General features: G+C 66.7%; 19 protein-coding genes and 1 tRNA gene. 12 read left to right on the top strand and 8 right to left on the bottom strand.

The window, feature by feature from the left end; genetic code table 11:
- Positions 1–19 precede the first annotated feature (19 nt).
- From AC6A67_RS16415 to uca, 5 genes are read left to right on the top strand one after another with little or no spacing between them, the layout of a single operon-like run.
- A complete protein-coding gene (locus tag AC6A67_RS16415) occupies positions 20–838 on the top strand; it encodes an ABC transporter permease (protein ID WP_498037637.1) in 819 nt (272 codons plus the stop codon).
- Positions 835–1,608 (top strand): ABC transporter ATP-binding protein, encoded by a 774-nt coding sequence (locus AC6A67_RS16410; RefSeq protein WP_498037636.1) that lies wholly within the window; start codon positions 835–837, stop codon positions 1,606–1,608. The genes AC6A67_RS16415 and AC6A67_RS16410 overlap by 4 nt, the downstream gene beginning before the upstream one ends.
- 44 nt (positions 1,609–1,652) lie before the next feature.
- Positions 1,653–2,471: an urea amidolyase associated protein UAAP1 gene (locus tag AC6A67_RS16405; RefSeq protein WP_498037635.1), complete on the top strand. Its 819-nt coding sequence runs from the start codon at positions 1,653–1,655 to the stop codon at positions 2,469–2,471.
- An 11-nt stretch (positions 2,472–2,482) separates the two neighbouring features.
- Positions 2,483–3,166, top strand: a complete 684-nt coding sequence (locus tag AC6A67_RS16400; protein ID WP_498037634.1) for an urea amidolyase associated protein UAAP2 — start codon at positions 2,483–2,485, stop codon at positions 3,164–3,166.
- A gap of 3 nt (positions 3,167–3,169) precedes the next feature.
- A complete protein-coding gene (gene uca, locus AC6A67_RS16395; protein WP_498037633.1) occupies positions 3,170–6,706 on the top strand; it encodes an urea carboxylase in 3,537 nt (1,178 codons plus the stop codon).
- 290 nt (positions 6,707–6,996) lie between these two features.
- Here uca and AC6A67_RS16390 read toward each other — a convergent pair.
- Positions 6,997–7,072: transfer RNA gene (locus AC6A67_RS16390), tRNA-Thr, on the bottom strand.
- A gap of 221 nt (positions 7,073–7,293) precedes the next feature.
- Here AC6A67_RS16390 and AC6A67_RS16385 point away from each other — a divergent pair.
- Both AC6A67_RS16385 and AC6A67_RS16380 read left to right on the top strand, forming a co-directional pair.
- Positions 7,294–8,151 carry a VOC family protein gene (locus AC6A67_RS16385; protein ID WP_498037632.1) on the top strand — a complete coding sequence of 286 codons (858 nt, stop codon included), beginning with the start codon at positions 7,294–7,296 and terminating at the stop codon, positions 8,149–8,151.
- 203 nt (positions 8,152–8,354) lie between these two features.
- Positions 8,355–10,019: an FMN-binding glutamate synthase family protein gene (locus tag AC6A67_RS16380; RefSeq protein ID WP_498037631.1), complete on the top strand. Its 1,665-nt coding sequence runs from the start codon at positions 8,355–8,357 to the stop codon at positions 10,017–10,019.
- 7 nt (positions 10,020–10,026) lie between these two features.
- Here AC6A67_RS16380 and AC6A67_RS16375 read toward each other — a convergent pair whose 3' ends face one another.
- Positions 10,027–10,755 (bottom strand): RluA family pseudouridine synthase, encoded by a 729-nt coding sequence (locus AC6A67_RS16375; protein WP_498037630.1) that lies wholly within the window; start codon positions 10,753–10,755, stop codon positions 10,027–10,029.
- Positions 10,756–10,997: 242 nt separating this feature from the next.
- Between AC6A67_RS16375 and ftsY the strand changes: the two genes are divergently transcribed.
- On the top strand, positions 10,998–12,386 hold the full coding sequence (ftsY, locus tag AC6A67_RS16370) for a signal recognition particle-docking protein FtsY (protein ID WP_498037629.1): 1,389 nt from the start codon (positions 10,998–11,000) through the stop codon (positions 12,384–12,386).
- 87 nt (positions 12,387–12,473) lie between these two features.
- Here ftsY and acs read toward each other — a convergent pair whose 3' ends face one another.
- The 4 genes from acs to tsaD all read right to left on the bottom strand — a co-directional run bounded on the left by acs (position 12,474) and on the right by tsaD (position 17,356).
- Positions 12,474–14,438, bottom strand: coding sequence for an acetate--CoA ligase (gene acs / locus AC6A67_RS16365; protein WP_498037628.1), 1,965 nt, complete (start codon positions 14,436–14,438; stop codon positions 12,474–12,476).
- 359 nt (positions 14,439–14,797) lie between these two features.
- Positions 14,798–15,214: an EVE domain-containing protein gene (locus AC6A67_RS16360; RefSeq protein ID WP_498037627.1), complete on the bottom strand. Its 417-nt coding sequence runs from the start codon at positions 15,212–15,214 to the stop codon at positions 14,798–14,800.
- Between the two features lie 51 nt (positions 15,215–15,265).
- On the bottom strand, positions 15,266–16,288 hold the full coding sequence (locus tag AC6A67_RS16355; RefSeq protein WP_498037626.1) for an NAD(P)H-dependent glycerol-3-phosphate dehydrogenase: 1,023 nt from the start codon (positions 16,286–16,288) through the stop codon (positions 15,266–15,268).
- Between the two features lie 9 nt (positions 16,289–16,297).
- The gene (tsaD, locus tag AC6A67_RS16350; RefSeq protein ID WP_498037625.1) at positions 16,298–17,356 is read right to left on the bottom strand and encodes a tRNA (adenosine(37)-N6)-threonylcarbamoyltransferase complex transferase subunit TsaD; all 1,059 of its coding nucleotides are present in this window, start codon (positions 17,354–17,356) and stop codon (positions 16,298–16,300) included.
- Between the two features lie 514 nt (positions 17,357–17,870).
- On the opposite strand from tsaD, the gene hemC reads away from it, so the two are divergent.
- Complete coding sequence (gene hemC / locus AC6A67_RS16345; RefSeq protein ID WP_498037624.1) at positions 17,871–18,806, top strand: hydroxymethylbilane synthase; 936 nt, start codon at positions 17,871–17,873, stop codon at positions 18,804–18,806.
- Positions 18,807–19,060: 254 nt separating this feature from the next.
- A complete protein-coding gene (locus AC6A67_RS16340) occupies positions 19,061–19,774 on the top strand; it encodes a uroporphyrinogen-III synthase (protein WP_498037623.1) in 714 nt (237 codons plus the stop codon).
- A gap of 166 nt (positions 19,775–19,940) precedes the next feature.
- Here the strand turns inward: AC6A67_RS16340 and AC6A67_RS16335 are convergent, their stop codons facing one another.
- Positions 19,941–20,297 (bottom strand): hypothetical protein, encoded by a 357-nt coding sequence (locus tag AC6A67_RS16335; RefSeq protein WP_498037622.1) that lies wholly within the window; start codon positions 20,295–20,297, stop codon positions 19,941–19,943.
- A 217-nt stretch (positions 20,298–20,514) separates the two neighbouring features.
- Here AC6A67_RS16335 and AC6A67_RS16330 point away from each other — a divergent pair, with 217 nt between their 5' ends.
- Entirely contained in the window at positions 20,515–21,645 is a 1,131-nt protein-coding gene (locus AC6A67_RS16330) for a COG4223 family protein (RefSeq protein ID WP_498037621.1), read from the top strand.
- Positions 21,642–23,381, top strand: a complete 1,740-nt coding sequence (locus AC6A67_RS16325; RefSeq protein ID WP_498037620.1) for a heme biosynthesis protein HemY — start codon at positions 21,642–21,644, stop codon at positions 23,379–23,381. Before AC6A67_RS16330 ends, AC6A67_RS16325 begins: the two co-directional genes overlap by 4 nt.
- A gap of 150 nt (positions 23,382–23,531) precedes the next feature.
- Here AC6A67_RS16325 and AC6A67_RS16320 read toward each other — a convergent pair whose 3' ends face one another.
- Positions 23,532–25,115 carry an aspartate ammonia-lyase gene (locus AC6A67_RS16320; RefSeq protein WP_498037619.1) on the bottom strand — a complete coding sequence of 528 codons (1,584 nt, stop codon included), beginning with the start codon at positions 25,113–25,115 and terminating at the stop codon, positions 23,532–23,534.
- Between the last annotated feature and the right edge of the window lie 227 nt (positions 25,116–25,342).

The following is a 25,342-nucleotide window of genomic DNA, read 5'->3' as shown; positions in this document are numbered from 1 at the left end:
TGTGAGCAGGAGAGCGCCCATGCGCTGGATTAACGCCCGTCCCGGCCGGGGCGCCCAACTTGTCCTGATGGCCCTGCCCTTTGTGCTGGTGGCCATCGCCTATGGCGCGGGTTCGGCGGCGCGCCTCGCCGAGAACCCCAATGACCGGCTGCTGCCTGGTTTGTCTGCCTTTGCCAGCGCCATCGACCGTATGGCGTTCATGGCGGATCCGCGCACCGGCCAGATTCAGCTGTGGGCTGACACCTGGGCCAGCCTGGTAAGGCTGTTCGCCGGGCTCGGTCTGTCAACGGCGCTGGCGCTCGGCATCGGCATGGCCATGGGCATGCTGCCCTATGTGCGGGCCCTGCTGGCGCCCTTTGTCGCCATCGTCTCCATGGCGCCGCCGCTGGCGCTATTGCCAATCCTGTTCATCGTCATGGGGCTGGGCGAGGCCTCCAAGATCGCCCTGATCGTCATTGGCGTTGCCCCGGTGATGATCCGCGAGCTGGCCTTGCGGGTGCAGGAGCTGCCGCAGGAGCAGGTGATCAAGGCGGAGACGCTGGGGGCGTCATCCTGGCAAATCGCGCTCAGGGTGACGCTGCCGCAGATCGTGCCGCGCCTGCTGACCAGCCTGAAGCTGCAGCTGGGGCCAGCGTGGCTGTTCCTGATCGCTGCGGAGGCCATCTCGGCTGACAGCGGGCTCGGCTACCGCATCTTCCTGGTGCGTCGCTACCTGGCGATGGATGTGATCCTGCCCTACGTCGCCTGGATCACCCTGCTCGCCGTCGCCTTCAGCTTCATGCTCGACCGTATCCGCGTCGCCGCTTTCCCGTGGTCTGAACTGGAGAAGCAGCCATGAGCGAACTCGTCATCGACAGGGTCTGGAAGGAATATGACGACCAGATCGTGCTGGAGAATGTCTCCATCACCATCGAGTCGCGCGCCTTCGTGGCGCTGGTTGGCCCCTCTGGCTGCGGCAAGACCACCTTCCTGCGCATGCTGCTCGGCCAGGAGCGACCGACGCGCGGCGCCATCTTGCTGGATGGCGCGCCGCTGCCGCCCGAGCCTGGCCCGGATCGCGGCGTGGTGTTCCAGCGCTACTCGGTGTTTCCGCACCTCACCGCGCTGCAAAACGTCATGTTCGGCCCTGGCATGAAGGCTGCGCCGCTCAGCGGCAGGCTGTTTGGCGCGCGACGTCGCGCGGCTGAGGAAAAGGCCCGCGCCATGCTGGCCGATGTCGGGCTCGAGGCCGCCATCGACAAATATCCGGCCCAGCTCTCCGGCGGCATGCAACAGCGCCTCGCCCTGGCCCAGGCGCTGATCAACCGGCCGCGGGTGCTGCTGCTTGATGAGCCGTTCGGCGCGCTTGATCCAGGCATTCGCGCCGACATCCACGCGCTGATGAAGCGGCTGTGGCGCGAGACCTCCATGACGGTGGTCATGGTCACTCACGACCTGCGCGAAGCCTTCACCCTCGCCACCCGCGTCGTCGCCTTCGAACGACCGCGCGACCGCCCTGAAGAGAAGCTGCGCTACGGCGCGACCATCACCAAGGACATCGCCATCTGGCCGCCCCGCATTCCGGAGGCGCCCGTCACCATGGACCGGGACGACCCGGCTTCCGCCTGACCATCCGCCGGGACGACCCGGCCCCGCTCATGTGGAGCTGAGCCATGCATACGCCACGCTCGCCAGAAGCCATCGCCGCCAGCCGCCGCGCCTATGAGGTGTTCCAGCAGGCCGGTCTCGATTTTACCTCGAAGCCATTTCCGGGCCCGGCGCCGAAGCCGCCGGCGCCGCTGTATCCGGCCAGGATCATCCATGAGGAGGTGATCCCGGGCGGCTGGTGCTGGTCCACCAATCTGCGCCAGGGCGAAGCCCTGCGCATCGCCCAGCAACAGCCGGGAACCACCGTGGCGCTGGTCGCATGGAGCGCCGCCGACGTCTCGGAACGTTTGTGCCTCGTCGACACCGCCAAGCTGCAGTGGACCACGGCCCTGAGCACCGGTCGGGCGCTGTTCTCGGACATGGGTCGGGTGATGCTGTCATTCCTCGCCGACAGCAGTGGCCAGCACGACTGTCTCGCAGGCGGCTCCAACGCCGCCGCCAACGCCGCACGCTATGGAACCGCCGGTCTCCGCAACACCCGCGACAATCTGGTGCTGATGGCGCTGAAGCGCGGCCTCGACCGGCGCGACATCCCCGGCGTGCTCAACCTGTTTGCGCCGGTGCGCGTCGATGACGCCGGCGCGCTGGCGTGGCGCGGCGCGGCGCCCGAGGCGCCGGATTTCGTCGAGTTGCGCGCCGAGATGGATGTGGTGGTCGGCCTGTCCAACTGCCCGCATCCGCTTGATCCAAGGCCGGAATACGCGCCGGCGCCGGTGGCGATCACCCGCTTCCGCGCGCCTGAGCCTGGCCCTGACGACCTGGCGCGCACCGCGACCGCAGAAGCGATGCGCGGCTTCGAAAACAACGCTTTTGCGTCAGCCTGAGGGAGCTCGCCATGACTGCTTTTGCTGACATGACAGCTTATGTTGAGCCGCAATTCGTCAGAACCTCGGCCGCCCGCACCCCCGCGAACGCCGTGCTGGACGTCCGCATCCCCGCTGAGGCCCCGTGGTCAGGCGTGGTGCGCAAGGGTCAGGTGATCCGCATTGAGGACACCTACGGCCAGCAGGCTGTCGACACCCTGTTCTACCGCGCCGACGATTTCACCGAGCGCTACTCGAACCAGGACACCATGCGCGTCCAGGGCGGGCCCTATATCGGCGTCGGCACGCGCATCATCTCCAGCGAAGGCAATGTGATGGCCTGCGTGAGCGCCGACACCTGCGGCCGCCACGACACCTCGGCCGGCGCCTGCTCGTGCGAGAGCAATACGGTGCGCTTCGGCCACGCCACGAAGTATCTGCACTCCTGCCGCGAGAACTTCGCCCTTGAGGTGGCGAAGCACGGCATGAGCAAGCGCGACATCGCCCCCAACATCAATTTTTTCATGAATGTGCCGATCGCCCCCTCGGGCGCGATGACCATCGTCGACGGCCTGTCGCGCCCTGGCGACTTCGTCGAGCTGGTCGCCGGGATGGACGTGCTCTGCGTCATCTCCAACTGCCCGCAAATCTGCAATCCCTGCAATGGCTTCGATCCGACGCCCATCCGCGTCCTGATCTGGAATGGCGAGGTCTGAACGATGTTCACCAAGGTTCTTGTCGCCAATCGTGGCGAAATCGCCGTACGCGTCATCCGCACCCTGAAGCAGATGGGCATCGCCTCGGTCGCCGTCTATTCCGACGCCGACCGCTTCGCCCGCCACGCGCTGGCGGCTGATGAGGCGGTCCGGCTAGGCCCATCGCCGGCCAGCGACAGCTATCTCAATGTCGAGGCGGTGATCAGCGCCTGCAAGGCGACTGGCGCCAAGGCGGTGCACCCGGGCTATGGTTTCCTCTCCGAGAACATCGGCTTCGCCGAGCGTCTGGCCGCCGAGGGCATCAGCTTTATCGGCCCACGCCCCGAACATCTGGCGGCCTTCGGCCTCAAGCATACCGCCCGCGCCCTCGCCGAGGCGGCGGGGACGCCGCTGCTGCCAGGGTCGGGACTGCTCGACAGCCTGGAACAGGCCCTCGCTGAAGCTGAGCGGGTGGGTTACCCGGTGATGCTGAAGAGCACCGCCGGCGGCGGCGGCATCGGCATGCAATTGTGCGCCGACGACGACGCCTTGCGCGATGTCTGGGACAGCGTGCAGCGCACCGCACGGGCCAGCTTCGGCGACGCCCGCGTCTATCTGGAGCGTTTTGTCTCCGGCGCACGCCACGTCGAGGTGCAGGTGTTTGGCGATGGCGCGGGCACGGTGATCGCCCTCGGCGAGCGCGACTGCTCACTGCAGCGCCGCAACCAGAAGGTGATCGAGGAAACGCCTGCCCCGGGCCTGTCTGACGACGTCCGGGCGCGGCTGCACAAGGCCGCCGCCGATCTGTGCGCCTCAGTCAATTACGCCTCTGCCGGCACCGTCGAGTTCATTTATGACCCGGCGCGCCAGGAATTCTATTTCCTTGAAGTCAACACCAGGCTGCAGGTCGAGCATCCGGTGACGGAAGCGGTTTACGGCGTGGATCTGGTGGAGTGGATGATCCGCCAGGCCGCTGGCGAAGGTCTGCCCGAGGGCGCCGCCAACCTGAAGCCCGTGGGCGCAGCGATTGAGGCGCGGATTTACGCTGAGGCGCCCCATGCTGATTTTCGCCCCAGCGCCGGCATTCTCACCGAGGTCTCATTTCCCGAAGAAGCCCGCATCGACGGCTGGATCGAGACCGGCGTGGAGGTGACGACCTTCTACGATCCCATGCTGGCCAAGGTGATCGTGGCGGCGGAGGATCGCCCGGCCGCCATCGCCCGCTTGCAGCAGGCGCTGGCTGCGACCTCACTGTGCGGCATTGAGACCAACCTCGCCTATCTGCGCGCCATCGCCGCCTCGGACCTCCTGTCCAGCGGACACGTCGCCACCACCGCGCTCAGGACGTTTGCGTTTACCCCGGATATTATCGAGGTGCTCGCGCCAGGGCCGCAGTCGACATTGCAGGAGATGCCAGGGCGGCTCGGCCTGTGGCACATCGGCGTGCCGCCCTGTGGGCCAATGGATACGCGCGCCTTCGCCCACGCCAACCGCCTTGTCGGCAATGCTGACGAGACGGCGGCGCTGGAGATGACCGTGGCCGGGCCAACCCTGCGCTTCTACGCTAACGCCACGGTGGCGATCGCTGGCGCCGAGATGGCGGCGAAGCTCGACGGCGCGCCAGTCGCGCATCATCAGGCGATTGCTGTGAAGGCAGGCCAGGTGTTGAGCATCGGGGCCATCATTGGCGCGGGCCAGCGCGCCTATCTGGCGGTGGCGGGCGGGTTCGCCGCGCCCGAAATCCTCGGCTCGCGCGCCACCTTCGTGCTTGGCCAGTTTGGCGGTCACGCCACCGGCGTGCTCAAGACGGGCGACACGCTGCATCTGGCGCGACAGGCCATGAACGGGGCGAAGCCGCCAGAGGCGCCCCAGCCGCTGAGCCATGACTGGGACGTCAGCGTCACCTATGGGCCGCATGGCGCGCCTGATTTCTTCCAGGACACCGACATCGATGTGCTGCTGGAGACGCCCTATGAGGTGCATTTCAACTCCTCGCGCTCTGGCATCCGGCTGGTTGGCCCGGCGCCGAAGTGGGCCCGCACCGATGGCGGCGAGGCTGGCCTGCACCCTTCGAACCTGCACGACAACCCCTACGCCATCGGTGCCATCAACTTCACCGGCGACATGCCGATCATTCTTGGCCCGGACGGGCCGAGCCTTGGCGGCTTTGTCTGCCCGGCGGTGATCGCCCGCGATGAGCTATGGAAAATTGGCCAGTTCCGTCCAGGCGACCGCATCCGCTTTCATCCGGTGAAGCGGGCCGGGGACCCGGTGGCGGGGCCGGCGCTGATCCGCGCGGGCGAGGATTTTGGCGCGGCCATCGTCGGGGCCAGCGACGCAGGGCCTGTGCCAGTGATCTACAGGCGCCAGGGCGACGACAATATCCTCGTTGAATATGGCGCCATGTCCCTCGACATCGGTCTGCGCATCCGGGTGCATCTGCTCAAGACAGCGCTGGAAGAGGCGCGTGTGGCTGGCGTCATCGACATGACCCCGGGCGTGCGCACCCTGCAGATCCAGTACGACGGCTCAACGCTGACCCGCCGCCGCCTGCTCGGCCTGCTGCAGGAAATTGAAAGCGGCCTGTCGCGCATTGAGGACGTGAAGGTTCCAAGCCGCGTCGTGCATCTGCCGATGTCGTGGAAGGATCCGGAGGTCGAGGATGCGGTGCGCAAGTATCAGGAGCTGGTGCGTCCCAACGCGCCCTGGTGCCCGTCCAACACCGAATTTATCCGCCGGATCAATGGCCTGCCGGATGAGGAGGCGGTGCGCAAGACCGTGTTCGACGCCAGCTATCTGGTGCTCGGACTGGGCGATGTCTATCTCGGCGCGCCGCTGGCCACGCCGGTTGACCCGCGCCACCGCCTGGTCACCACCAAGTACAATCCGGCCCGCACCACCACGCCGGAGAACACCGTCGGCATCGGCGGCGCCTATATGTGCATCTATGGCATGGAAGGGCCTGGCGGCTACCAGCTGGTCGGCCGCACGGTGCAGATCTGGAACGCCTGGCGGCAGCGGCCGCCGTTCGTCGCCGGCAAGCCGTGGTTGCTCGATTTCTTCGACCAGGTGCGGTTCTTCCCGGTCGACGGCCAGGAGCTGGCCGAGATGCGCCAAGCCTTCCCGCATGGCGCCTGCCCGCTGAATATCGAACAGACCACTTTCTCTTACGCCGATTACCAGCGCGATCTCGCCGCCAACGCCGCCGAGATCGCCGCCTTCACCAGCCGTCGCGAGCGGGCGTTTAATGAGGAGCGGCAACGCTGGATTGACGCGGGGCTGGACAGTTTCGTGGCTGATGTCGGCGTGGGCGAGAGTTTCGACAGCGACATTCCTGCCGGCTGCTCCGGCGTCGCCAGCAGCGTGCCCGGCAGCATCTGGAAGCTGCTGGTGGAGCCAGGCGCGATAGTCGCGCCAGGCGACACGCTGGCCATCATCGAATCCATGAAGATGGAAATTTCGGTGACCGCCCACGCGGCTGGTCGGGTGCGCGAGCTGCGCGGCGCGCCGGGACGCAACATCCGCGCCGGCGACATTATCGCGGTGCTCGAAGACGCGTGAGGAGCGGCAGGCCTACGCGCCTACCGCCAAACATCAACCGTGCGGCGCGTCAGTCAGGCGCGCCGCCGGAGCCCACCTGGGAGACCATTATGCGCGCAATCATGCACACCATCCGCCGCCTGCTCGCCGTCGCCATCACCGCGCGCTGCAACGCCATCGCGACGCCAGATGCGAACGGAACACGCCGCTCGCAATGACGGCCCGCTACGCCGCTGACAGCCATCGGGCGCGCCTGTCGCGACGCTGGCCTGCTGCTGGCGGTGCTGCAAAACTGTATTGTTTGGGAAAGGTGGTGCCGCTTGCGTGACTCGAACACGCGACCCCATCATTACGAATGATGTGCTCTACCGGCTGAGCTAAAGCGGCTTCCGGGGGCTTATCTGCCCCAATCCTTGCCGCAATGCAAGGGCCATGGCCGGCCAAAATCGCGGCGCTTCACAGCCATGACGGCAGGCCCGGCGCTGACGTCGCCACGCTCCAGCTTTCACGCAACGGGCTCAGGTTACGGCGTCCGCATCAAACAAGGCTATAGTCGCCCCCAGCGACAGAATCGCCATTCCGGCGGCGTCGTCAGGGGAGCACGCGCCATGGATGTTTTCGACGCTTTAAGCAGCCCGATCACCTACCCGCTGGGCATTGGCAAGGTCACCCTGATCGTCCACGATCTCGACGCCATGGCGCGCTTCTACGAACGGGCGGTGGGATTGCAGCTGCTGTCCAGGGACGCCAGCGAAGCCGTACTCGGCGTCGGCTCCCGCCCCCTGCTGGCGCTACGGCGCGATCTGGGCGCGCGCCGGCGCGACGCCTCGGAGCCGGGACTGTTTCACACCGCCTTCCTGCTGCCCTCGCGCCATGACCTTGGCCGCTGGCTCGCCTATGCCGCGCGCACTGGCGTGCCGTTGACGGGCGCAGGCGACCATCTGGTGAGCGAGGCCATCTACCTTGATGATCCCGAAGGCAATGGTGTTGAGATATACGCCGACCGCCCGCCAGAGCAGTGGAGCTGGAGCGACGGCGAGGTGGCCATGGCCAATGAGCCGGTGGACCTAGCCGCCCTGGCCCGGGCCCCTGGCCTGTGGGATGGCGCCCCTGCCGCGATCACAGTGGGCCATGTGCACCTGCAGGTTAGCGACCTGGACGAGGGCGCCGCGTTTTATGGCGACAGCATCGGTCTCGACGTGACCTGCCACTACCCCGGCGCGCTATTTCTGGCCTCTGGCGGCTATCACCATCATGTGGCGCTGAACATCTGGAACAGTCGCGGCGCGCCAGCGCCAGACCGCCCCTGCACTGGCATCGCCAGCTTTGAACTGCTGGCTGCGGCGCCGGCGACGCTCGCAGGCCTCGCACAGCCAGGCGAGAACCAGGACGGCGACGGCCAGAGCGTGTTGACGCGCACCGACCCGTGGGGGGTTGAGGCCATCATTCGTCTGGCGTCTGGCTGACATGGCGGAACCACTGTTTCACCGCCTCTGCTTTAGACCGTGCGCGTGATGACCCTGACCGACGCCAATCTGGCGGCGGCGCTGATTGCGGCGCACCTTGTCTCCGCCCCCATCCGTAAGTTGCGCCATTGCTTGCCTCATCAGGGCTTGGGGCGCACTGCGCCCATAACGGCCCTGCGCCGCATGCCGAAGGAGCCCGGACCATGCTGACATCGCGACATTTTCAGCTTTGCGCCCGCTACACGGTGTTTGGCCTGTGCATCCTGCTGATGGTGCTCACGGGCATCTTCTCGGATCACCTGCTGCTGGGCCGCTTCTGGTCCTGGCTGTTCGCGGCGCTGTCGCTGCTCGGCGTTTATGACCTGCTGCAGACGCGCCACGCCATTACCCGCAATTACCCCGTGATCGGCCACATGCGCTTCATTTTTGAGGCGGTGCGGCCTGAGATGCGGCAGTATTTTTTTGAGACCGACGCCGAGAGCCTGCCGTTTTCGCGGGCGCAGCGCTCTTTGGTCTATCAGCGCGCCAAGGCTGAGCCGGACCAGCGCCCGTTCGGCACCACCGTCGACACTTATGCTGACCGTTACGAATTCATGGGCCACTCGCTGCGCGCCGCCCCGCTGGCCGATCCTGCGACCTTCCGCATCACCATTGGCAATGCCCAGTGCCGACAGCCTTATTCCGGCTCGGTGATGAATGTCTCGGCGATGAGCTTCGGCGCGCTCAGCGCCAATGCCATCATGGCGCTCAACAAGGGCGCAAAGATCGGCGGCTTCAGCCAGGACACCGGCGAGGGCAGCGTCAGCCCCTATCATCTGCAGCACGGCGGCGATCTCGTGTGGCAGATCGCCAGCGGCTATTTCGGTTGCCGTAACGATGACGGGACCTTCTCGCCGGAGAAATTCGCCGAGCGCGCCAAAGACCCGCGCATCCGCATGATCGAGATCAAGCTCAGCCAGGGCGCCAAGCCTGGCCATGGCGGCATTCTGCCCGCCAGCAAGATCACGCCAGAAATCGCCGCAACCCGCGGCGTGCCCATGGGCGTCGATTGCGTGTCGCCGCCCACGCACAGCCGCTTTCACACGCCGCTGGAAATGATGGATTTCGTCGCCGAACTGCGGGAGCTGTCTGGCGGCAAGCCCATCGGCTTTAAGCTGGCGCTGGGCCAGCCGTGGGAGTTCATGGCCATCGTCAAGGCCATGCTGCAATCTGGCGTGACGCCGGATTTCGTGGTGGTGGATGGCTCGGAGGGCGGCACTGGCGCAGCTCCGGTGGAGTTCGCCGACAATATGGGCGTGCCCCTGCGCGAGGCGCTGCTGTTCGTGCACAACACGCTGGTGGGCACTGGCCTGCGCGATCAGGTGAAGGTGGCGGCGGCTGGCAAGATCATCTCGGCCTTCGACATCGCCTGCGCCATGGCGCTGGGCGCCGACTGGGTTAACAGCGCCCGCGGCTTCATGTTCGCGGTCGGTTGCATCCAGTCGCGCACCTGCCATTCCAACCAGTGTCCGACAGGCGTCGCCACCCAGGACCCGCTGCGGCAGCGGGCGCTGGTGGTGAGCGACAAGGCGCAGCGTGTCGCCAACTTCCACCGCAGCACCTTGCACGCCCTGGCCGAACTGATGGCGGCGGCCGGCCTGCGCCACCCCACCGAGATTTCACCGCATCACATTGCGCGCCGCGTCAATTCCACCGAAATCAGCCTGTTTTCGCACCTGTTCCCCTTCCTGGAGAATGGCGAACTGCTCAGTGGGGCCAGTGAACACCCCTTCTACGCCGATAGCTGGCGCATCGCCCGCGCCGACAGTTTTGCGCCCGCCGAAGCCCCTGGCCATGGGATGGGCGGGCGCATGGCGGCGCGAGCCTGAGGCGCGATCAGGCGAAGCCGCAGCGCGCCATCAGCTCCGCCATGTGCGGCGGCGGCGGCGCTTCAACGTCGATGGCCGGCTTGTTGGCGTAGAGCGGGATGCTGACGGAACGGGCGTGCAAATGCAGGCCCGGCCCGCCAAACCGTGGTCCCTCGCCATAAATGGCGTCGCCATAGATCGGCCAGCCCATAGCGGCGCAATGCACACGCAATTGATGCGTACGACCGGTGACTGGCGTCAGGCGCATTAGGGTGATCGGCGCGCCCGCCTGCTCGCCGCGCCCGACCACCTGCCACAACGTGCGTGACGGCAGACCATCGGGATCGACTTTCATCCACCAGCCGCGCTGCGGGTCACGTTTGCCGAGCGGCAGATCGATGTCGCCTGCCTCTTCGGTTGGGCCGCCCTGCACGACCGCCAGATAGGTCTTGTCAATGTCGCCAGACTTGAACATGCGACCAAGCTTGTCGAGCGCCTTGCGGTGACGCCCGAGCACGAGACAGCCAGAGGTGTCGCGATCGAGCCGGTGGGCCAACGACGGAATGCGCGGCAGGCCAAACCTCAGCGCGTCAAAGGCGCTCTCCAGATCCGGCGTATCCGCCTGGCCAGCGGCGACGGGGCCGCGATGCACCGGCACGCCGAACGGCTTGTTGATCACCAGGACCATGCCGTCGCGATACAGCAGGCGATCCTCCATCGAGGCGCGCAGGGATTCCAGCGTGATCGGCGATTGCATGCGATGTCCATGGCCTGACGGGCGCCTGGCGCGCCGCTGCGGGTGTTAGCGCATGTTCCATGTACTGGGAACCGTCGCGTAAATCCCTGAGGGGCTTTCGACGCCTGCAGGCCACGCCGCCACGGCCTGTGGCGCAAGCTGCATCGCCAGCAAATGGTTGCCATCGACGGTGCAGCGGTTAAGACCAATGCCAGACATGTGAGCCAGGCTGGGCCTGTGGCGGTGCGACGACCGGGACGAATATGAGCGACAACGAACGCAAAGGCTTTTTCTCGCGGCTGTTTGGCAAGAAGCCGGAGAAGGCCGCCGAAGCGCCTGGGACGGCGGCGCCAGTTGCTCCGGAGGCTGACGTTGCAGACGCTGCGGCGGAGGCTCTGCCGCCTGCGCAACCTGCTGCGACACAGAAGGCCGCAGCTGAGGCTGGTGACGTCTCTCTCGCTGCGGAAAACAGCGCGCCAGAGGCTGACGCTCCCGCAACGCACGCCCAACCAACGCCAGCCCAACTGACAACGCCCGTTGCGCCAGCAGCGCCAGTGGCGGTGGAGTCTCTCACCCAGCCCGTGTCGCCTGAAGCTGTCCCGGCCACAGACCATACGCCTGCGTCTGGCGACCTGACGCCCGCTGCGGCGCCCGCGGGCGAAACCACTGCGGCTGTTGCGGAAACCCCTGCCACTGCCACTGCCACTGCCACTGCCACTGCGGTCAAGCAGAGCTGGTGGCAGCGCCTCAAGGGCGGCCTGACCCGTACCTCATCGACGATTGGCGCTGGCATCACCGACCTGTTTGTCAAGCGCAAGCTTGATGCAGCAGCGCTTGAGGATCTGGAGGACATCCTGATTCAGGCTGACCTCGGCGTGGCCACCACCGAGCGGATCATCAAGGCGATCAGCGTCGGGCGCTTCGACAAGGAGATTTCGGCCGACGAGGTCAAGCAGGTGCTGGCGCAGGAGGTCGAGGCGACGCTGGCGCCCGTGGCGAAGCCGCTGGTGATCGATGCGGCGCGCAAGCCCTTCGTCATCCTGATGATTGGCGTCAACGGCGCCGGCAAGACCACCACGATCGGCAAGCTGGCGCAGAAGTTCCGCAATGAGGGCAAGTCGGTGATGCTGGCGGCGGGCGACACCTTCCGCGCCGCGGCCATCGAACAGCTCAAGGTGTGGGGTGACCGCACTGGCGCCGAGGTGATCGTGCGCCCGCAAGGCTCGGACGCGGCTGGCCTCGCCTTCGACGCGCTGAAAGAAGCCAGTGAGCGCGGCGTCGACGTGCTGATGATCGACACCGCCGGTCGCCTGCAGAACAAGGCTGGCCTGATGGCCGAGCTGGAGAAAATCGTGCGCGTGGTCAAGAAATTTGACCCGGAGGCCCCGCACGCAGCCCTGCTGGTGCTCGACGCCACCACTGGGCAGAACGCCGTCAATCAGGTCGAGATTTTTGCCAAAACCGCTGGGGTCACCGGCCTGATCATGACCAAGCTGGATGGCACCGCGCGCGGCGGCATTCTGGTGTCGATCGCCGCCAAATCCGGCTTGCCGGTGCACTTCATTGGCGTGGGCGAAGGGGTGGAGGATCTCGAGCCGTTCGCCGCGCGTGATTTTGCCCGCGCCATCGCCGGCTTGCCCCAGAACAGCTGACGCTTCCGGCGCACAGGCCGCTGCCGCATGCACAACGGGCGCGCCAAATGGCGCGCCCGTCGCATATCCAGGCACAGAGGCGTGGCGTCAGCCGCGCCGGTTTTGCCGGTTATTGATCAGTTCATCGACCACCGCTGGATCGGACAGCGTCGAGGTGTCGCCGAGCGCGCCAAAATCATCCTCGGCGATCTTGCGCAGGATGCGGCGCATGATCTTGCCGGAGCGGGTCTTGGGCAAATTCGGCGAGAACTGGATCAGGTCAGGCGTCGCGATCGGACCAATCTCCTGGCGCACCCAACTGACCAGCTGCTTGCGCAAGGCTTCGGTGGGCTCAACGCCGTTCATCAGCGTGACATAGGCATAGATGCCCTGCCCCTTGATGTCGTGCGGATAACCGACCACGGCGGCCTCGGAGACGCTGGCGTGCGCCACCAGCGCCGATTCCACTTCGGCCGTCCCCATGCGGTGGCCGGATACGTTAATGACGTCATCAACGCGGCCGGTGATCCAGTAATAGCCGTCCGCATCGCGGCGGCAGCCGTCGCCACTGAAATACTTGCCTGGGTAGGTGGAGAAATACGTCTCCATGAAGCGCTGGTGGTCGCCGTAAACCGTGCGCATCTGGCCCGGCCAGGATTCGGCGATGACCAGATTACCTTCGGCCGCGCCGTCCAGAACCTTGCCGTCAGCGTCCACCACCTGGGGCTCGATACCGAACAGCGGCAGGGTCGCCGAGCCAGGCTTGAGCGCCGTCGCGCCTGGCAGAGGGCTGATCAGTACGCCGCCAGTTTCGGTCTGCCACCAGGTGTCGACGATCGGGCAGCGGTTGTCGCCGACCACCCGGTGGTACCATTCCCAGGCTTCGGGATTGATTGGCTCGCCCACTGAACCCAGCAGGCGCAACGAGGCGCGCGAGGTGGCCTTCACCGGACCATCGCCCGCCTGCATCAGCGAACGGATGGCGGTGGGCGCCGTGTAGAAGGTGTTGACCTTGTGCTTGTCGATGACCTGCCAGAAGCGCGACATGTCTGGGTAGTTCGGCACGCCCTCAAACATCAGCGTGGTCGCGCCATTGGTCAGCGGACCATACAGGATGTAGCTATGCCCGGTGACCCAGCCCACGTCGGCGGTGCACCAGTAGACGTCGCCCTCGTGGTAATCGAAGACATATTTGTGGGTGATTGAGGTGTAGACGAGGTAGCCGCCGGTGGTGTGCAGCACGCCCTTCGGCTTGCCGGTGGAGCCGGAGGTATAGAGGATGAACAGCGGGTGCTCGGCTTCGACATGTTCGCAGGGGCAGTCCGCCGTCACCTGATCGCGGGCGGCGTGGTACCAGACGTCGCGGAGCGGATCCATCGCCACATTGGCCCCGGTGCGGCGCACCACCACCACATGGTCGACCTCGACGCCAGCCGGCAGCCTCGCGATGGCGGCGTCAACATTGGCCTTCAGCGCCACCTTTCGGCCGCCACGCAGGCCCTCATCAGCCGTGATCACCACCTTCGAGCCGCAGTCCTCGATGCGACCGGCGAGTGAATCTGGCGAGAAGCCGCCGAACACCACGGAATGGATGGCCCCAAGCCGCGCGCAGGCCAGCATGGCGTAGGCGGCTTCGGGGATCATCGGCATGTAAATGGTGACGCGATCACCTTTGCTGACGCCGCGATTGCGCAGCACATTGGCGAAGCGGCAGACCTCGTCATGCAGCTCCTGATAGGTGATGTGCTTCGACTCAGACGGATCATCCCCCTCCCAGATGATCGCCGTCTGATCGGCGCGGGTCTTCAGGTGGCGGTCAATGCAATTATAGGCGGCGTTGGTGACGCCATCCTCGTACCAGCGGATCGACACGGCGCCGGGGGCGTAGCTGGCGTTCTTGACCCTGGTATAGGGCGTGAACCAGTCAATGCGCTGACCATGCTCGCCCCAGAACGCCTCGGGATCGGCGATCGAGGCGGCGTACATCTCCTGATAAGAGCTGGCGTCCAACCATGCGCGCTTCCGCCACTCCGCTGAGGGCGGATAGGTCTTGCCGTGAGACAGGTCGGTCATGGTGGTCTCCCCAAACAGGTCAGCCTCCGCCCAGCGGTCAGGCGCGCCATCGTCAATTGCGGCAGAGGTTAGCCGCGCGCCGCGCGTTCGCGCAAGGCGACGAAAGGGGAGTTACTGGGGATCGCAGGATGGTTGAAACCTGAAACCGCGAGGAACCCGCGCCGGAGGTTCAGGGCGCGGTCGCAGGCCGGGCGCAGCCATGCAAGCGCAGAATTGTCGGACAAATGACGGGCCCGGCGGCGCTGCCAGTATCTTACTGCGTATACAGCCCCATTCCCCTGCCGTCCGGATCTGCTAAAGCGCCGGAAAAAAGAGGCCAGATAGCGGCTCACGTGTCGCGACACCGGGGGGTGGCCAGCTCAGGCAAGCCCGCCCAACTCCCGCACCACCTGCCATTCCGCTTCGGTGACGGGCTGCACCGATAGTCGGGAATTGTTGACGAGGATCATCTCCTTGAGGCGCGGCTCGCTCTTCGCCTCTTCCAGCGTCACGGGGCGCGGCAAGGCCTCAATGGCCTTGATGTCGACCATGCCGAACTTGCCGGAAAGGTCGGTGTGATCGGGATAATACTCGCGGATCACCTCCACGATGCCCACGATCTCCTTGCCCTTGTTGGAGTGATAGAAAAAGCCAAGGTCGCCGAGCTTCATGGCCATCATATTCTGCTTGGCGACGTGGTTGCGCACGCCATTCCAGTGTTCGCCCAAAGCGCCACGGGCCACCTGCTGATCCCAGGACCAGGTGTCGGGTTCGGATTTGAACAGCCAGAAGGCCATGAACGCGTGCTCCTGTGAGGTGAGATAATCGGGCCTGACTTGCGATATCGATCAGGCCTCGCTGCGCAGCGGGCGCAGCATCAGCTGGTCGATGGCTTCTTCGATGCCGATGCGACCTTCGAGAATAGCGGCGACAGAGGAGGCAAGCGGCATGTCGACGCCAGCCTCCGCCGCGCGCTGCAACATGATCGCGGCAGTGGCGGCGCCTTCCGTCAACTTGCCGCCGCTGGCCTCGGCCAGCGGGGCGCCGGCGCCAAGGGCCTGGCCGAAGGCGAAATTGCGTGATTGCGCCGAGCCGCAGGTCAACACCAGATCGCCCAGGCCCGAAAGGCCCATCAGCGTCGCCGGTCTGGCGCCGAAGGCGGCGGCGAAGCGGACAATCTCGGCGAACCCACGCGCCACCAGCGCCGCGCGGGCGCTCTCGCCGAGCCCCCTGCCCATGACGATGCCGCAGGCGATGGCCAGCACATTCTTGGCAGCGCCGCCGATCTCGACGCCGCGCATGTCGTCGCTGTGATAGATGCGCAGCGTCGGACCTGAGAGGCGTCGCGCCAGGGCGGCCGCCAGGGTCTCATCATCCGCCGCCAGCGACACCGCCGTCGGCAAGCCGCAGGCCACATCGGCGGCGAAGCTGGGCCCGGACAGCACGGCTGGCGCAGCCGAGGGCAGTATCTCGCGGACGACATCCGACATGAACAGGCCGGAAGCCCGCTCAATACCCTTGGCGCAGATGATCACCGGCAAGCCCTCGCGGGACAGATGCGGCTTCAGCCCGATGAGCGCCGGGCGTATCTGCTGCGCCGGAATCACCAGCAACACCGCGTCTGCGTCGGCTACGACCGCCGCATTGCTGGTCGGCGCGACCTCATCCTCGAGACGCACGCCGGGCAAATGTCGACCGGCCTCGCGCGTCTGCGCCATGGCGGCCATGTCTTCGGCGTTACGTCCCCACAGCGGCACGGTTTCGCCGCCGGCCAGCGGCTGCGCGCGCACGACGGCGTTGGCCAGCGCCACGCCCCAGGCGCCCGCGCCGACCACGGCGATCCGGGAGAAGCGATCTTCGGCCACGGCCATGCCCAAAGCTCAGGCCTTGGCGCCGGCGCGGGTATCCTTGCTCGGATCCAGCGGCCAGCGCGGGCGGGCGGCGACAGTGAGGTCATCCTGAATGCCCATGCGCAGCCGCTCGAGACCTGCCCATGCGATGATGGCGCCATTGTCGGTGCAAAGTCCCAGCGGCGGGGCGACGAGGCGCACGCCAGACTCCGCCGCCAGCCGGTCGAGGCCACGCCGGATCGCCATATTCGCCGCCACGCCGCCTGCCACCACCAGCGCCGAGGGACGCCCTGCAATCTCCCTGAAAGCGCGCAAGGCGACCCGGGTGCGGTCGACCACGGCGTCGACCACAGCCGCCTGGAAGGAAGCGCAGAGATCGGACACATCGACGGCGCGCAACGGCAGGATCTTCTGGGCCTCCTGACGCACCGCCGTTTTCAGGCCTGACAACGAAAAATCCGGAACGGGCCGGCCCAGCATTGGCCTGGGCAGTGCGAAACGCTCCGGATCGCCCTTCGCGGCCTCACGTTCAACCTGTGGGCCGCCCGGATAAGGCAGGCCGAGCATCTTCGCCACCTTGTCGAACGCCTCGCCGATGGCGTCGTCGATCGTGGTGCCGAGCCGGACGTATTCGCCGACGCCGAGTACGGCGATCAGCTGGGTATGGCCGCCAGAGGCCAGCAGCAGCAGATAGGGAAACTGCACCTGTTCGACCAGACGCGGCGTCAGCGCATGGCCTTCTAGGTGGTTCACGGCGATCAGCGGCTTGCCGGTGACCAGCGACAGCGCCTTGGCGGCGGTGAGGCCGATCATCACGCCGCCGATCAGTCCAGGGCCTGCAGCAGCCGCGAAGCCGTCGATATCGGACAACTCGACGCCTGCATTCTCAAGCGCCCTGGCGATCAGATGATCGACCACCTCGACATGGGCGCGGGCGGCGATCTCCGGAACTACACCGCCATAAGCTGCGTGCGCGGCGATCTGGCTAAACACTTCATTGGAGCGGATAATCGGACGCCCTGCGCCATCGGTTTCAACAACCGCCGCAGCCGTCTCGTCGCAGGTCGTCTCGATTCCAAGGACACGCATGGCGTAACCATCACTCCGCAGCACAATGCCGCTGTTACTGGGCGCCGCAGCGGGCGGCGACGGCGCACCGTCCATAGCATCCGACGCGCTTGCGCGCGACTTGCGCAGCGCTCGCAGGCCTGCGGCGAGCGCGCCAGCGCGTACAGGCCGGCGTCAATCAGGCGAGCATCACAGGCCGGCGCGAGCGACGTCACAAGCGCGGCATGGCGAGGCTGGCCGAATCCATGACCCGCGCCCAAGCGCTTTAATGGATGCTACGCTCAATTGGAATCCGGCGCAGCCCGCAAGGGGTGATCGAACCCGGTCAGCGCCCTACTCCATCACCGACAGTTAAGGCGGGGTTGCGGCATCCTGTCCGCAAATCGGCTCCCACTTTTGCATTTCATGCTCTATAGAAGCCGCGACGGCGCTGTTACCCAGGGCATCAGCCGCTTATCCAGTCGAATTGCAGTCAGGCTGCAGCGCGCGTTCCAGCCGGGCCGCGTTGCTGCTGGCCTTTGGAGTGAGATCGTCCATGTCCATGTCCCGCCTCGTCGTCGGCACGCGCGGAAGTCCGCTCGCCCTCGCCCAGGCGAATATTGTGCGTGACCGGCTACTCGCTGTGCTGGGGCTGGAACCCGCCCAGGTCACGCTCGACGTTATTCGCACCACCGGCGACATGATCCAGGATCGGGCGCTCTCCGAGGCAGGCGGCAAGGGCCTGTTCACCAAGGAGCTGGATTCGGCCCTGCAGGCTGGCGCCATCGATCTGGCCGTGCATTCGGCCAAGGATTTGCCAACCTGGCTGCCCGACGATCTGACCATTGCTGGCTATCTGGAGCGCGAAGACGTGCGCGACGTGTTGATCGCGCCTGCGGCGAAGGGGTTGGCTGCGCTGCCGCCAGGGGCGGTGGTGGGCACCGCCTCGCTGCGACGCGCCGCCCAGGTGCTGCGTCTGCGGCCCGACGTCACCACCGGCCTGCTGCGCGGCAATGTGCAGACCCGGCTGGCGCGTCTGCATGAGGGCCGCTTTGACGCCACGCTGCTGGCCTCGGCAGGTTTGCGCCGGCTCGGCGTCAGTGATCCTGCGGCGACCCTGCTGGAGCTGGACGAGATGCTGCCGGCGGTCGGCCAGGGGGCGATCGCCATCACCGCACGCACCAGGGACGACGTGGTGCGTGGCGCGCTGGCGCAGATCATTCACGCCGACACCGGCTACGCGCTGGCGGCAGAGCGCGCCTTCCTCACGGTGCTCGACGGCTCGTGTCGCACGCCCATCGCCGGTCTCGCCCAGGTCAGCGGCGAGACCTTGCGGCTGCGTGGCCTGCTGCTGTCTGTCGACGGCTCCGACTGGGTGGAGAGCATTCGCGAAGGTCACGTCAATGACGCGGCGGCGCTCGGCGAAGAGGCGGGCCGTGATATTCAGGCGCGCGCCAATCCTGCGCTGCTGCAGCACCAGACGTCCAAGTAATCCGGACGCCAGATTGTTGCGATGACAGCGAGACGGGGCGGGCTCGCCCGTTGCTGCGCCAGCGCGCCTGATGCGACCGGAGTGTTACAGCCGTTCGCTCATTTACCCCCTGCCGGGCATGGTCCTGCGGGTTGCGCGGCCTCCTGCATTCACAATCAGGCACGCCTCACTGTCGCGTTGATGCGCACGCATGAATTTTCGCGCATAAGCGGGTAGCGACTCATGTGCAGCGGCTCTGACATTGGGAGGCGGCCATGCGAATTCTTGTTACGCGTCCCGGTTCACGCATTGCGGCGACGGCGCAGCGACTGCGCCAGATGGGGCATGAGGTGATTGAGTCACCGGTGCTGGCTATCGCCCCAAGTGGGGTCGCCATGCCATTGGGGCGGTTCGACGCCATCATCATGACCAGCCCAGGCTCGTTGCTCGGTTTTCCCGAAGCCCCGGCCCACCTGCCGGTGCTGGCTGTCGGCGACCGGACGGCCGAGGATGCGCGCCGCGCCGGTTTTCTGCATGTGCTGTCTGCGTCAGGAGATCGCCGGGACCTGGCGGAAATGGCGCGCGAGACCTTGCCGCCAGGCAGCCGCCTGCTGCTCGCCGCTGGTCGCGAGCGCAAGGAAGACCTGGTCGACATGTTGCGGGCCGACGGCCTCGAGCCCGTTGTCTGGGTCTGCTATCACGCCGACGCTGCCGCCAGCCTGACGCCGCAGGCGCTGGCCGCGCTCCGCGACCATGCGGTCGACTGCATCCTGCATTATTCGCCGCGCAGCGCCGCGCTGTTCATGGAATTGGCGAAGGCGTCGGGTCTTGACGCAGTGGCGGCGACCCTGCGGCATGTGTGCATCTCGGCCGATACGGCCAGAGAGCTGAAAAACATCGGCGCAGACCACATTATCGTCGCCTCCCACCCTGACGATGACGCCATGATCGCCGCTGTCGCCGGGCTCGCCGAGAACGTCCGCGCCTGATTGTCTGGGGCGGCGAGGCGCCGCAGCAGACCAGATGGCGGATTAGCGCCTGTGGCGGATCCGCGACGGGCGCTGGCCTTTGCCGCCATCCCGGCGCATTCTGCTCTGGACTGGAAGGACCACGAGGCGATCGCGTGACGCCGGTTGGCGCTGCCGCCCGCAGATCTTATGTTTTCCGCGCAGGCCGGCCAGTCGCGGGCGGCGCGTTCAGACCCAGCGGAGAATGATTGGCGATGACGGACAGGTCTTCCACGGGCGCAGGCTCATCCGGGAAAGCTCCGAACGAGAACGCCGGTACGACGGCCCCCACATCCGCCACGCCTTCAGCGGCGCCGCCACAGACTACAGAGAGCAGCGCCGCCTCGCCGGTCCCGCCGATCCGTCCATCGCCATTACGCCAGCCCGCCACCATCGATCTGAAGGCCAACCCGGATGAGCCGGCGACGAAGCCGACGGCTGATACGAGCAACAAGCCTTCGGACAAGACGACGCCCAGCGCCGCGCAGTCGCCGTCCGGCAGCAAACATGCAGGGGCCTCATCAGCTCCGAGCCGTCCTGCGACTGACGGAGTCGCGCCTTTAGCGGCGGCAGGTTCCAGTGGAGCCGGCGCTGGGGCGGCCCATCAGGACGCGGCGGCTGGCTCTGGCAAAACGCCGCCTTCCGGCGCCGCACAGGCGCCAAAGTCCGGCCTGGGGTTTGGCGGTGGCCTGCTGGCTGCGGTGATCGGCGCCGGCGCGGGTGTGGCCGGCGCCTGGATCGTCTCGGTGATTAGCCCGACGGGGATCGGCACCATTCAGCAGGATGGCGCGCTGGAGCAGAAGTTTTCGGCGCTCGAGCAACAATTGGCGGCACAGGTGAATGCGCTGGCGCCGAAGTCCGAGGTAACGGCGCTCAGCGCCAGGGTGACTGAGGTTGATGGCCGCCTCGCGGCGCTGGCCAATGAGGCCAAAGCGCTGGCGCAGCAGATCGCCACAGCGCAGCCGGCGCCCGCGGCGACGTCCACTGGCGAAAAGCCGGACAATGGGGAAGCCCCCTTACAGCAACCAGCGCAGGATGACGCGCTCGCTGCGCGTCTGACGGCGATGGCCGAGCAGTTGACCAGCCTCCAACAGGCCACGCGTCAGGCCAGCGCCCAGGCCAGTGAGGCGCGCTCCGAAGTGGGCGCGCTCGCTGGCGCGGTGCGTAGCATCGACATGTCACGCGCCGACGCGGCGGCCAGCGCTGCCGCCGAGGCTGGAAGGCGCGTTGCGACCCTCGACGCCCGTGTTGGCGAGCTGGGGCGCAACCTCGCCGCCCGCAGCAATGAGCCGCGCATCGCCGCAATCGCGCGCGCCCTCGCCGCCTCGGAGGTGTTGCAGGCGATCCAGGAGGGGCGTCCGTTCGCTAGCGACATCGCGGCGCTGGCCGCAGCAGGCGGCGATCCAGCGGCTATGGCCCGATTGCAGGCTGGCGCTGCGGGCCTTGCCACCGTTGCAACGCTGCGTCAGGAGTTTGCGCCGCTGGCTGACCGGCTGTCCACGCTGCAACATCATAATGAAGGCATGCTCGACCGCCTCAAGGCCAGCGCCTCGCGCCTGGTGCGCATCCGGCCGGTTGATCAGGACGGCCAGCCGGTTGCGGCGGAGGAAGGTACGCTCGAGCGGCTGACAGACGCCCTGCAGCGCGGCGACCTTGATATGGCGGCGCGGGCCTGGGCCAGCTTGCCAGAAGGCTTGCGGCGGGAATCGTCAGCCTTTGGCGCTGCCCTGCAGGCGCGCGTGTCCGCAGAGCAGGCAGCCCGCGCCGCGCTCAATGACGCCATGGCCGCCATCGTCAGCCAGGGCGCGGCCGCGCCGGCCGGCGCAGTGCAGACGCAGGGTGGCCGGCCATGATCAGGGTGCTGTGGTTCATCATTCTGATCGCCCTGATCGCGACCGGCGCTGCCTGGCTGGCGGATCGCCCGGGCGATGTCGCCGTGGTCTGGCATGGCTACCGCATCGAGACGTCAGTCGCCGTGACGGTGCTGGCGATGCTCGCCGTGCTGGTCGCCGCCATGCTGGCGTGGACCGTGGTGCGGCTGGTGTTTCGCCTGCCGGATATCATGAGCGTCGCCACGCGAGGCCGACGGCGGCAGCGCGGTTTCACGGCGTTGTCACAAGGAATGGTCGCTGTGGGCTCCGGCGACGCGGCGATGGCGCGTCGCCATGCGCTGGAGGCCGAGAAGCTGCTTGGTCGCGAGCCCATGACCTTGCTGCTGCGCGCCCAGGCGGCGCAGCTGGCCGGTGATCGCAAGACCGCCGAGAACGCCTTCCGCGCCATGCTCGAACAGCCTGAAACCCAGGTTCTGGGATTGCGCGGCCTCTATGTTGAGGCGCGGCGCAAGGGGGAGCTGGCTGAAGCCTATGGCTTCGCCGGCAAGGCCGCCCATCTGGATCCCGGCATTGGCTGGGCCAATGACGCGATGCTTGAGCACTTCGGCGCGCAAAGGCGCTGGCGCGAGGCGCTGGCCATGCTTGAACGGCGCCTGTCGACGGGCCGTGTCGACAAGGACGCGGCGCGGCGCCAGCGCGCGGTGTTGCTCACCGCCGACGCCATGGATCGCCAGGACAAGGACCCTGATGGGGCGCTCGACGCCCTGCGCCAGGCGGTGAAACTTGCGCCAGAGCTTGTGCCCGCTGTGTCCCTTCAGGGCAGACTGCTGGCGCGCCAGGGGTCGCTGCGCAAGGCCGCCCGGGTGCTGGAGGCAGGCTGGAAGCTGCATCCGCACCCCGAGATCGCTGCAGCCTATATCGACATGCGACCTGGCGATTCCGCCCTCGACCGGCTGGAGCGCGCCCGCGCCTTGCAGCGCATCGCCCCTGGCCATGAGGAATCGCGGATTATCGTGGCGCGCGCCGCCATCGACGCCCGCGAATACGATCGGGCCAGGGCGGCGCTGGAGCCGCTCCTGCACGTGCGGCCGCCGGCCCGCGTCTGCCTGATGATGGCCGAGATCGCCGAGAATGGTCCAGCTGGCGCCGGCCAGGTGCGTGAGTGGCTGGCGCGCGCCTCACGCGCGCCACGCGATCCCGCATGGATCGCCGACGGGCTCGTGGCGGACGCGTGGATGCCGATCTCACCGGTCACCGGCCGACTGGACGCCTTTGTCTGGGCCGCGCCAACAGAGATGCTGGGCGCCCACGCCAGCCATCACCCAAGTGAAGATGTGCTCGCTGACGGTGATGAGGCGGCGGTGCACGGCTTCATTGAAGCCACACCGGAGCATGTGCAGCAGTCAGCGCCGCCAGAAGCCACGCCTATTACCACAGCCGCGCAGCAGGCCGAGGTTGCGACGACTTCTCCACGAGCGCCTGGCGGTGTGACGCCCGAGGCCGGCAGGCCTGCAAACGCCGCAGGCCCTGCCCCGACGGACGCCACAAAATTGGCGGCGCAACCGCCCGCGGCCCCGTCCACAACCACCGGACCCGCAGCGACCTCGGCGAATGGGTCGGCCAGCAAGCCGTCGCCATCACGACCACGGCCGCCTGGCGAGGTGATCTTTCCGATCGCCCGCGCCCCTGATGATCCTGGGCCCGGCGGCGACCTGGATGAGCACGACGCAGCGAGCGTTCGCCGTATCAATCTGTAAGGCGTGAAGGGCGGCCTTGGCGCCGCCCTGTATTGCGCCGGAGGCAAGATGCGGGTGGAGGAGTCCCCCCGCCTGGGATGCAGCGACGCCGCGTCTGTCGCCTGCAGGTCGGCGAACGGGTATTGTCGCGGACCGCCGTAGCCTTGTCGGTTAAGGTTTTACCGGGCTGGAGCGTAGCGCAGGGCTGGCCTTCAGACGCTGGGGCGCGGTCATCGCCTCGATCCGCAGGGCCTCTGCGAGGCGTTCGGGCGCCATGAGTCCCTCCTCCAGAACCAGATCAGCGATGCGGCGATTTTCAAGCAATGCCCGACCGGCGAGGCGCGAGGCAGTTTCATAGCCGAGCGCTGGTCCAAGCACGGTGACCAGGCCGATGGAGTTCTCGACACTGTCGCGGCAATGGGCGCGATTGGCTGTAATGCCGTCGATGCATCGCTCCCGAAGCACGTCAATCGCCGACGTCAACTGCTTGAGCGATGTCAGCAGGCAATAAGCGATGGTTGGCTCAAAGGCGTTGAGCTGCAACTGCCCGCCCTCGGCGCACAGCGTGACCGTGAGATCGGCGCCGATGACCTGAAAGGCGACCTGATTGACCATTTCCGGGATCACTGGATTGACCTTGCCGGGCATGATCGAGGATCCGGCCTGCACCGCCGGCAGATTGATCTCATTGAAGCCGGCGCGCGGACCGCTCGACAGCAGGCGCAGGTCGTTGCTGATCTTCGACAGTTTCACTGACAGTCGCTTGAGTACGCCGGAAAACAGCACAAAAGCGCCCATGTCCGAGGTGGCTTCGACCAGATTGGCCGCTGGCGTCACCGCCACGCCAGAAAGATGCGCCAGCTCCTCCACCGCCAGCGTGGCGTAGCCAGCGTCCGCCGTCACGCCGGTGCCGATCGCTGTCGCGCCCAGATTAATCTCGCGGAATAGCGCCGCCGCCTCCTGCAGCCGGTCGATGTCCTCGCGCAGGGTGACGCACCAGCCGTCGAACTCCTGCCCGAGCGTCATGGGCACCGCGTCCTGCAGCTGCGTGCGGCCAATCTTCAGCACATCGCCGAACTCCGCCGCCTTGCCCTTGAGCGCGTAACACAGCTGATCGAGCGCCTTTAACAGCGGGCGTGTCGACAGGATCAGCGCCAAGCGCACCGCAGTCGGATAGGCGTCATTGGTCGACTGCGCCATGTTGACGTCGTCATTGGGGTGCAACGCCGCGTAATCGCCCTTGTGGCGCCCCATCAGCTCCAGCGCGCGGTTGGCGATGACCTCATTGGCGTTCATATTGGTGGAGGTGCCAGCCCCGCCCTGAATGACGTCCACGATAAACTGGTCGTGCAGCAAATCGCCTGCGTGAATGTCGGCGCAGGCGCGGCTGATGACATCGGCCTTGTCGGGCGACAAGGCGCCGAGGCGGCGGTTAGCCTGGGCCGCGGCGTGTTTCACCAGCGCCAGCGCCCGCACCAGTTGCGGGAAATCACCGATTCGCACGCCCGTGATGGGGAAGTTGTTGACGGCGCGCCAGGTGTGCACGCCCCAATAGGCATCCGCAGGGACATCGGCCTCGCCCAGCAGATCGTGTTCGCGCCGTGTCGGACTGGTTGGCTCGATAGCGACTGTGGCCACGTCGTTTGCTGCACCGAGAGGCTGGGTGCCCCCGCTTTGGGCCGATGCAGACGCCTGATCCGCCTCGCCGTCTCCGTCCACTCCAACAGAAATCGCCGTTTTCACCCTGCTGCGCATGGCTTGCCTTATCCAAACTCTAACGCCACGAACAGCTGACCGGCCAGGATTGACCTGCCATGCGCCGCCCCGGCAGCGCCCCCACACAGATCATCGTGCTACCAGCACAGCAATAAAATCAAGAAAATTCACAAGCCACCCGGACGAATACAAGGAGACACGCTCAATAGTATTGTCACAGCGATGATATCCCGACGTCACATTTTGCGCGCCAGCAGCAACCCGTG

Source organism: Camelimonas sp. FR25, assembly GCF_059740505.1.
Note: the sequence above shows the minus strand (reverse complement) of the source record. Positions and strands in the feature narration are given on the sequence as shown.

Coding starts and splice junctions, on each gene's coding strand:
- AC6A67_RS16415 (WP_498037637.1), top strand. CDS start 20: ATGCGCTGGATTAACGCCCGTCCCGGCCGGGGCGCCCAACTTGTCCTG.
- AC6A67_RS16410 (WP_498037636.1), top strand. CDS start 835: ATGAGCGAACTCGTCATCGACAGGGTCTGGAAGGAATATGACGACCAG.
- AC6A67_RS16405 (WP_498037635.1), top strand. CDS start 1,653: ATGCATACGCCACGCTCGCCAGAAGCCATCGCCGCCAGCCGCCGCGCC.
- AC6A67_RS16400 (WP_498037634.1), top strand. CDS start 2,483: ATGACTGCTTTTGCTGACATGACAGCTTATGTTGAGCCGCAATTCGTC.
- uca (WP_498037633.1), top strand. CDS start 3,170: ATGTTCACCAAGGTTCTTGTCGCCAATCGTGGCGAAATCGCCGTACGC.
- AC6A67_RS16385 (WP_498037632.1), top strand. CDS start 7,294: ATGGATGTTTTCGACGCTTTAAGCAGCCCGATCACCTACCCGCTGGGC.
- AC6A67_RS16380 (WP_498037631.1), top strand. CDS start 8,355: ATGCTGACATCGCGACATTTTCAGCTTTGCGCCCGCTACACGGTGTTT.
- AC6A67_RS16375 (WP_498037630.1), bottom strand. CDS start 10,755: ATGCAATCGCCGATCACGCTGGAATCCCTGCGCGCCTCGATGGAGGAT.
- ftsY (WP_498037629.1), top strand. CDS start 10,998: ATGAGCGACAACGAACGCAAAGGCTTTTTCTCGCGGCTGTTTGGCAAG.
- acs (WP_498037628.1), bottom strand. CDS start 14,438: ATGACCGACCTGTCTCACGGCAAGACCTATCCGCCCTCAGCGGAGTGG.
- AC6A67_RS16360 (WP_498037627.1), bottom strand. CDS start 15,214: ATGGCCTTCTGGCTGTTCAAATCCGAACCCGACACCTGGTCCTGGGAT.
- AC6A67_RS16355 (WP_498037626.1), bottom strand. CDS start 16,288: ATGGCCGTGGCCGAAGATCGCTTCTCCCGGATCGCCGTGGTCGGCGCG.
- tsaD (WP_498037625.1), bottom strand. CDS start 17,356: ATGCGTGTCCTTGGAATCGAGACGACCTGCGACGAGACGGCTGCGGCG.
- hemC (WP_498037624.1), top strand. CDS start 17,871: ATGTCCATGTCCCGCCTCGTCGTCGGCACGCGCGGAAGTCCGCTCGCC.
- AC6A67_RS16340 (WP_498037623.1), top strand. CDS start 19,061: ATGCGAATTCTTGTTACGCGTCCCGGTTCACGCATTGCGGCGACGGCG.
- AC6A67_RS16325 (WP_498037620.1), top strand. CDS start 21,642: ATGATCAGGGTGCTGTGGTTCATCATTCTGATCGCCCTGATCGCGACC.
- AC6A67_RS16320 (WP_498037619.1), bottom strand. CDS start 25,115: ATGCGCAGCAGGGTGAAAACGGCGATTTCTGTTGGAGTGGACGGAGAC.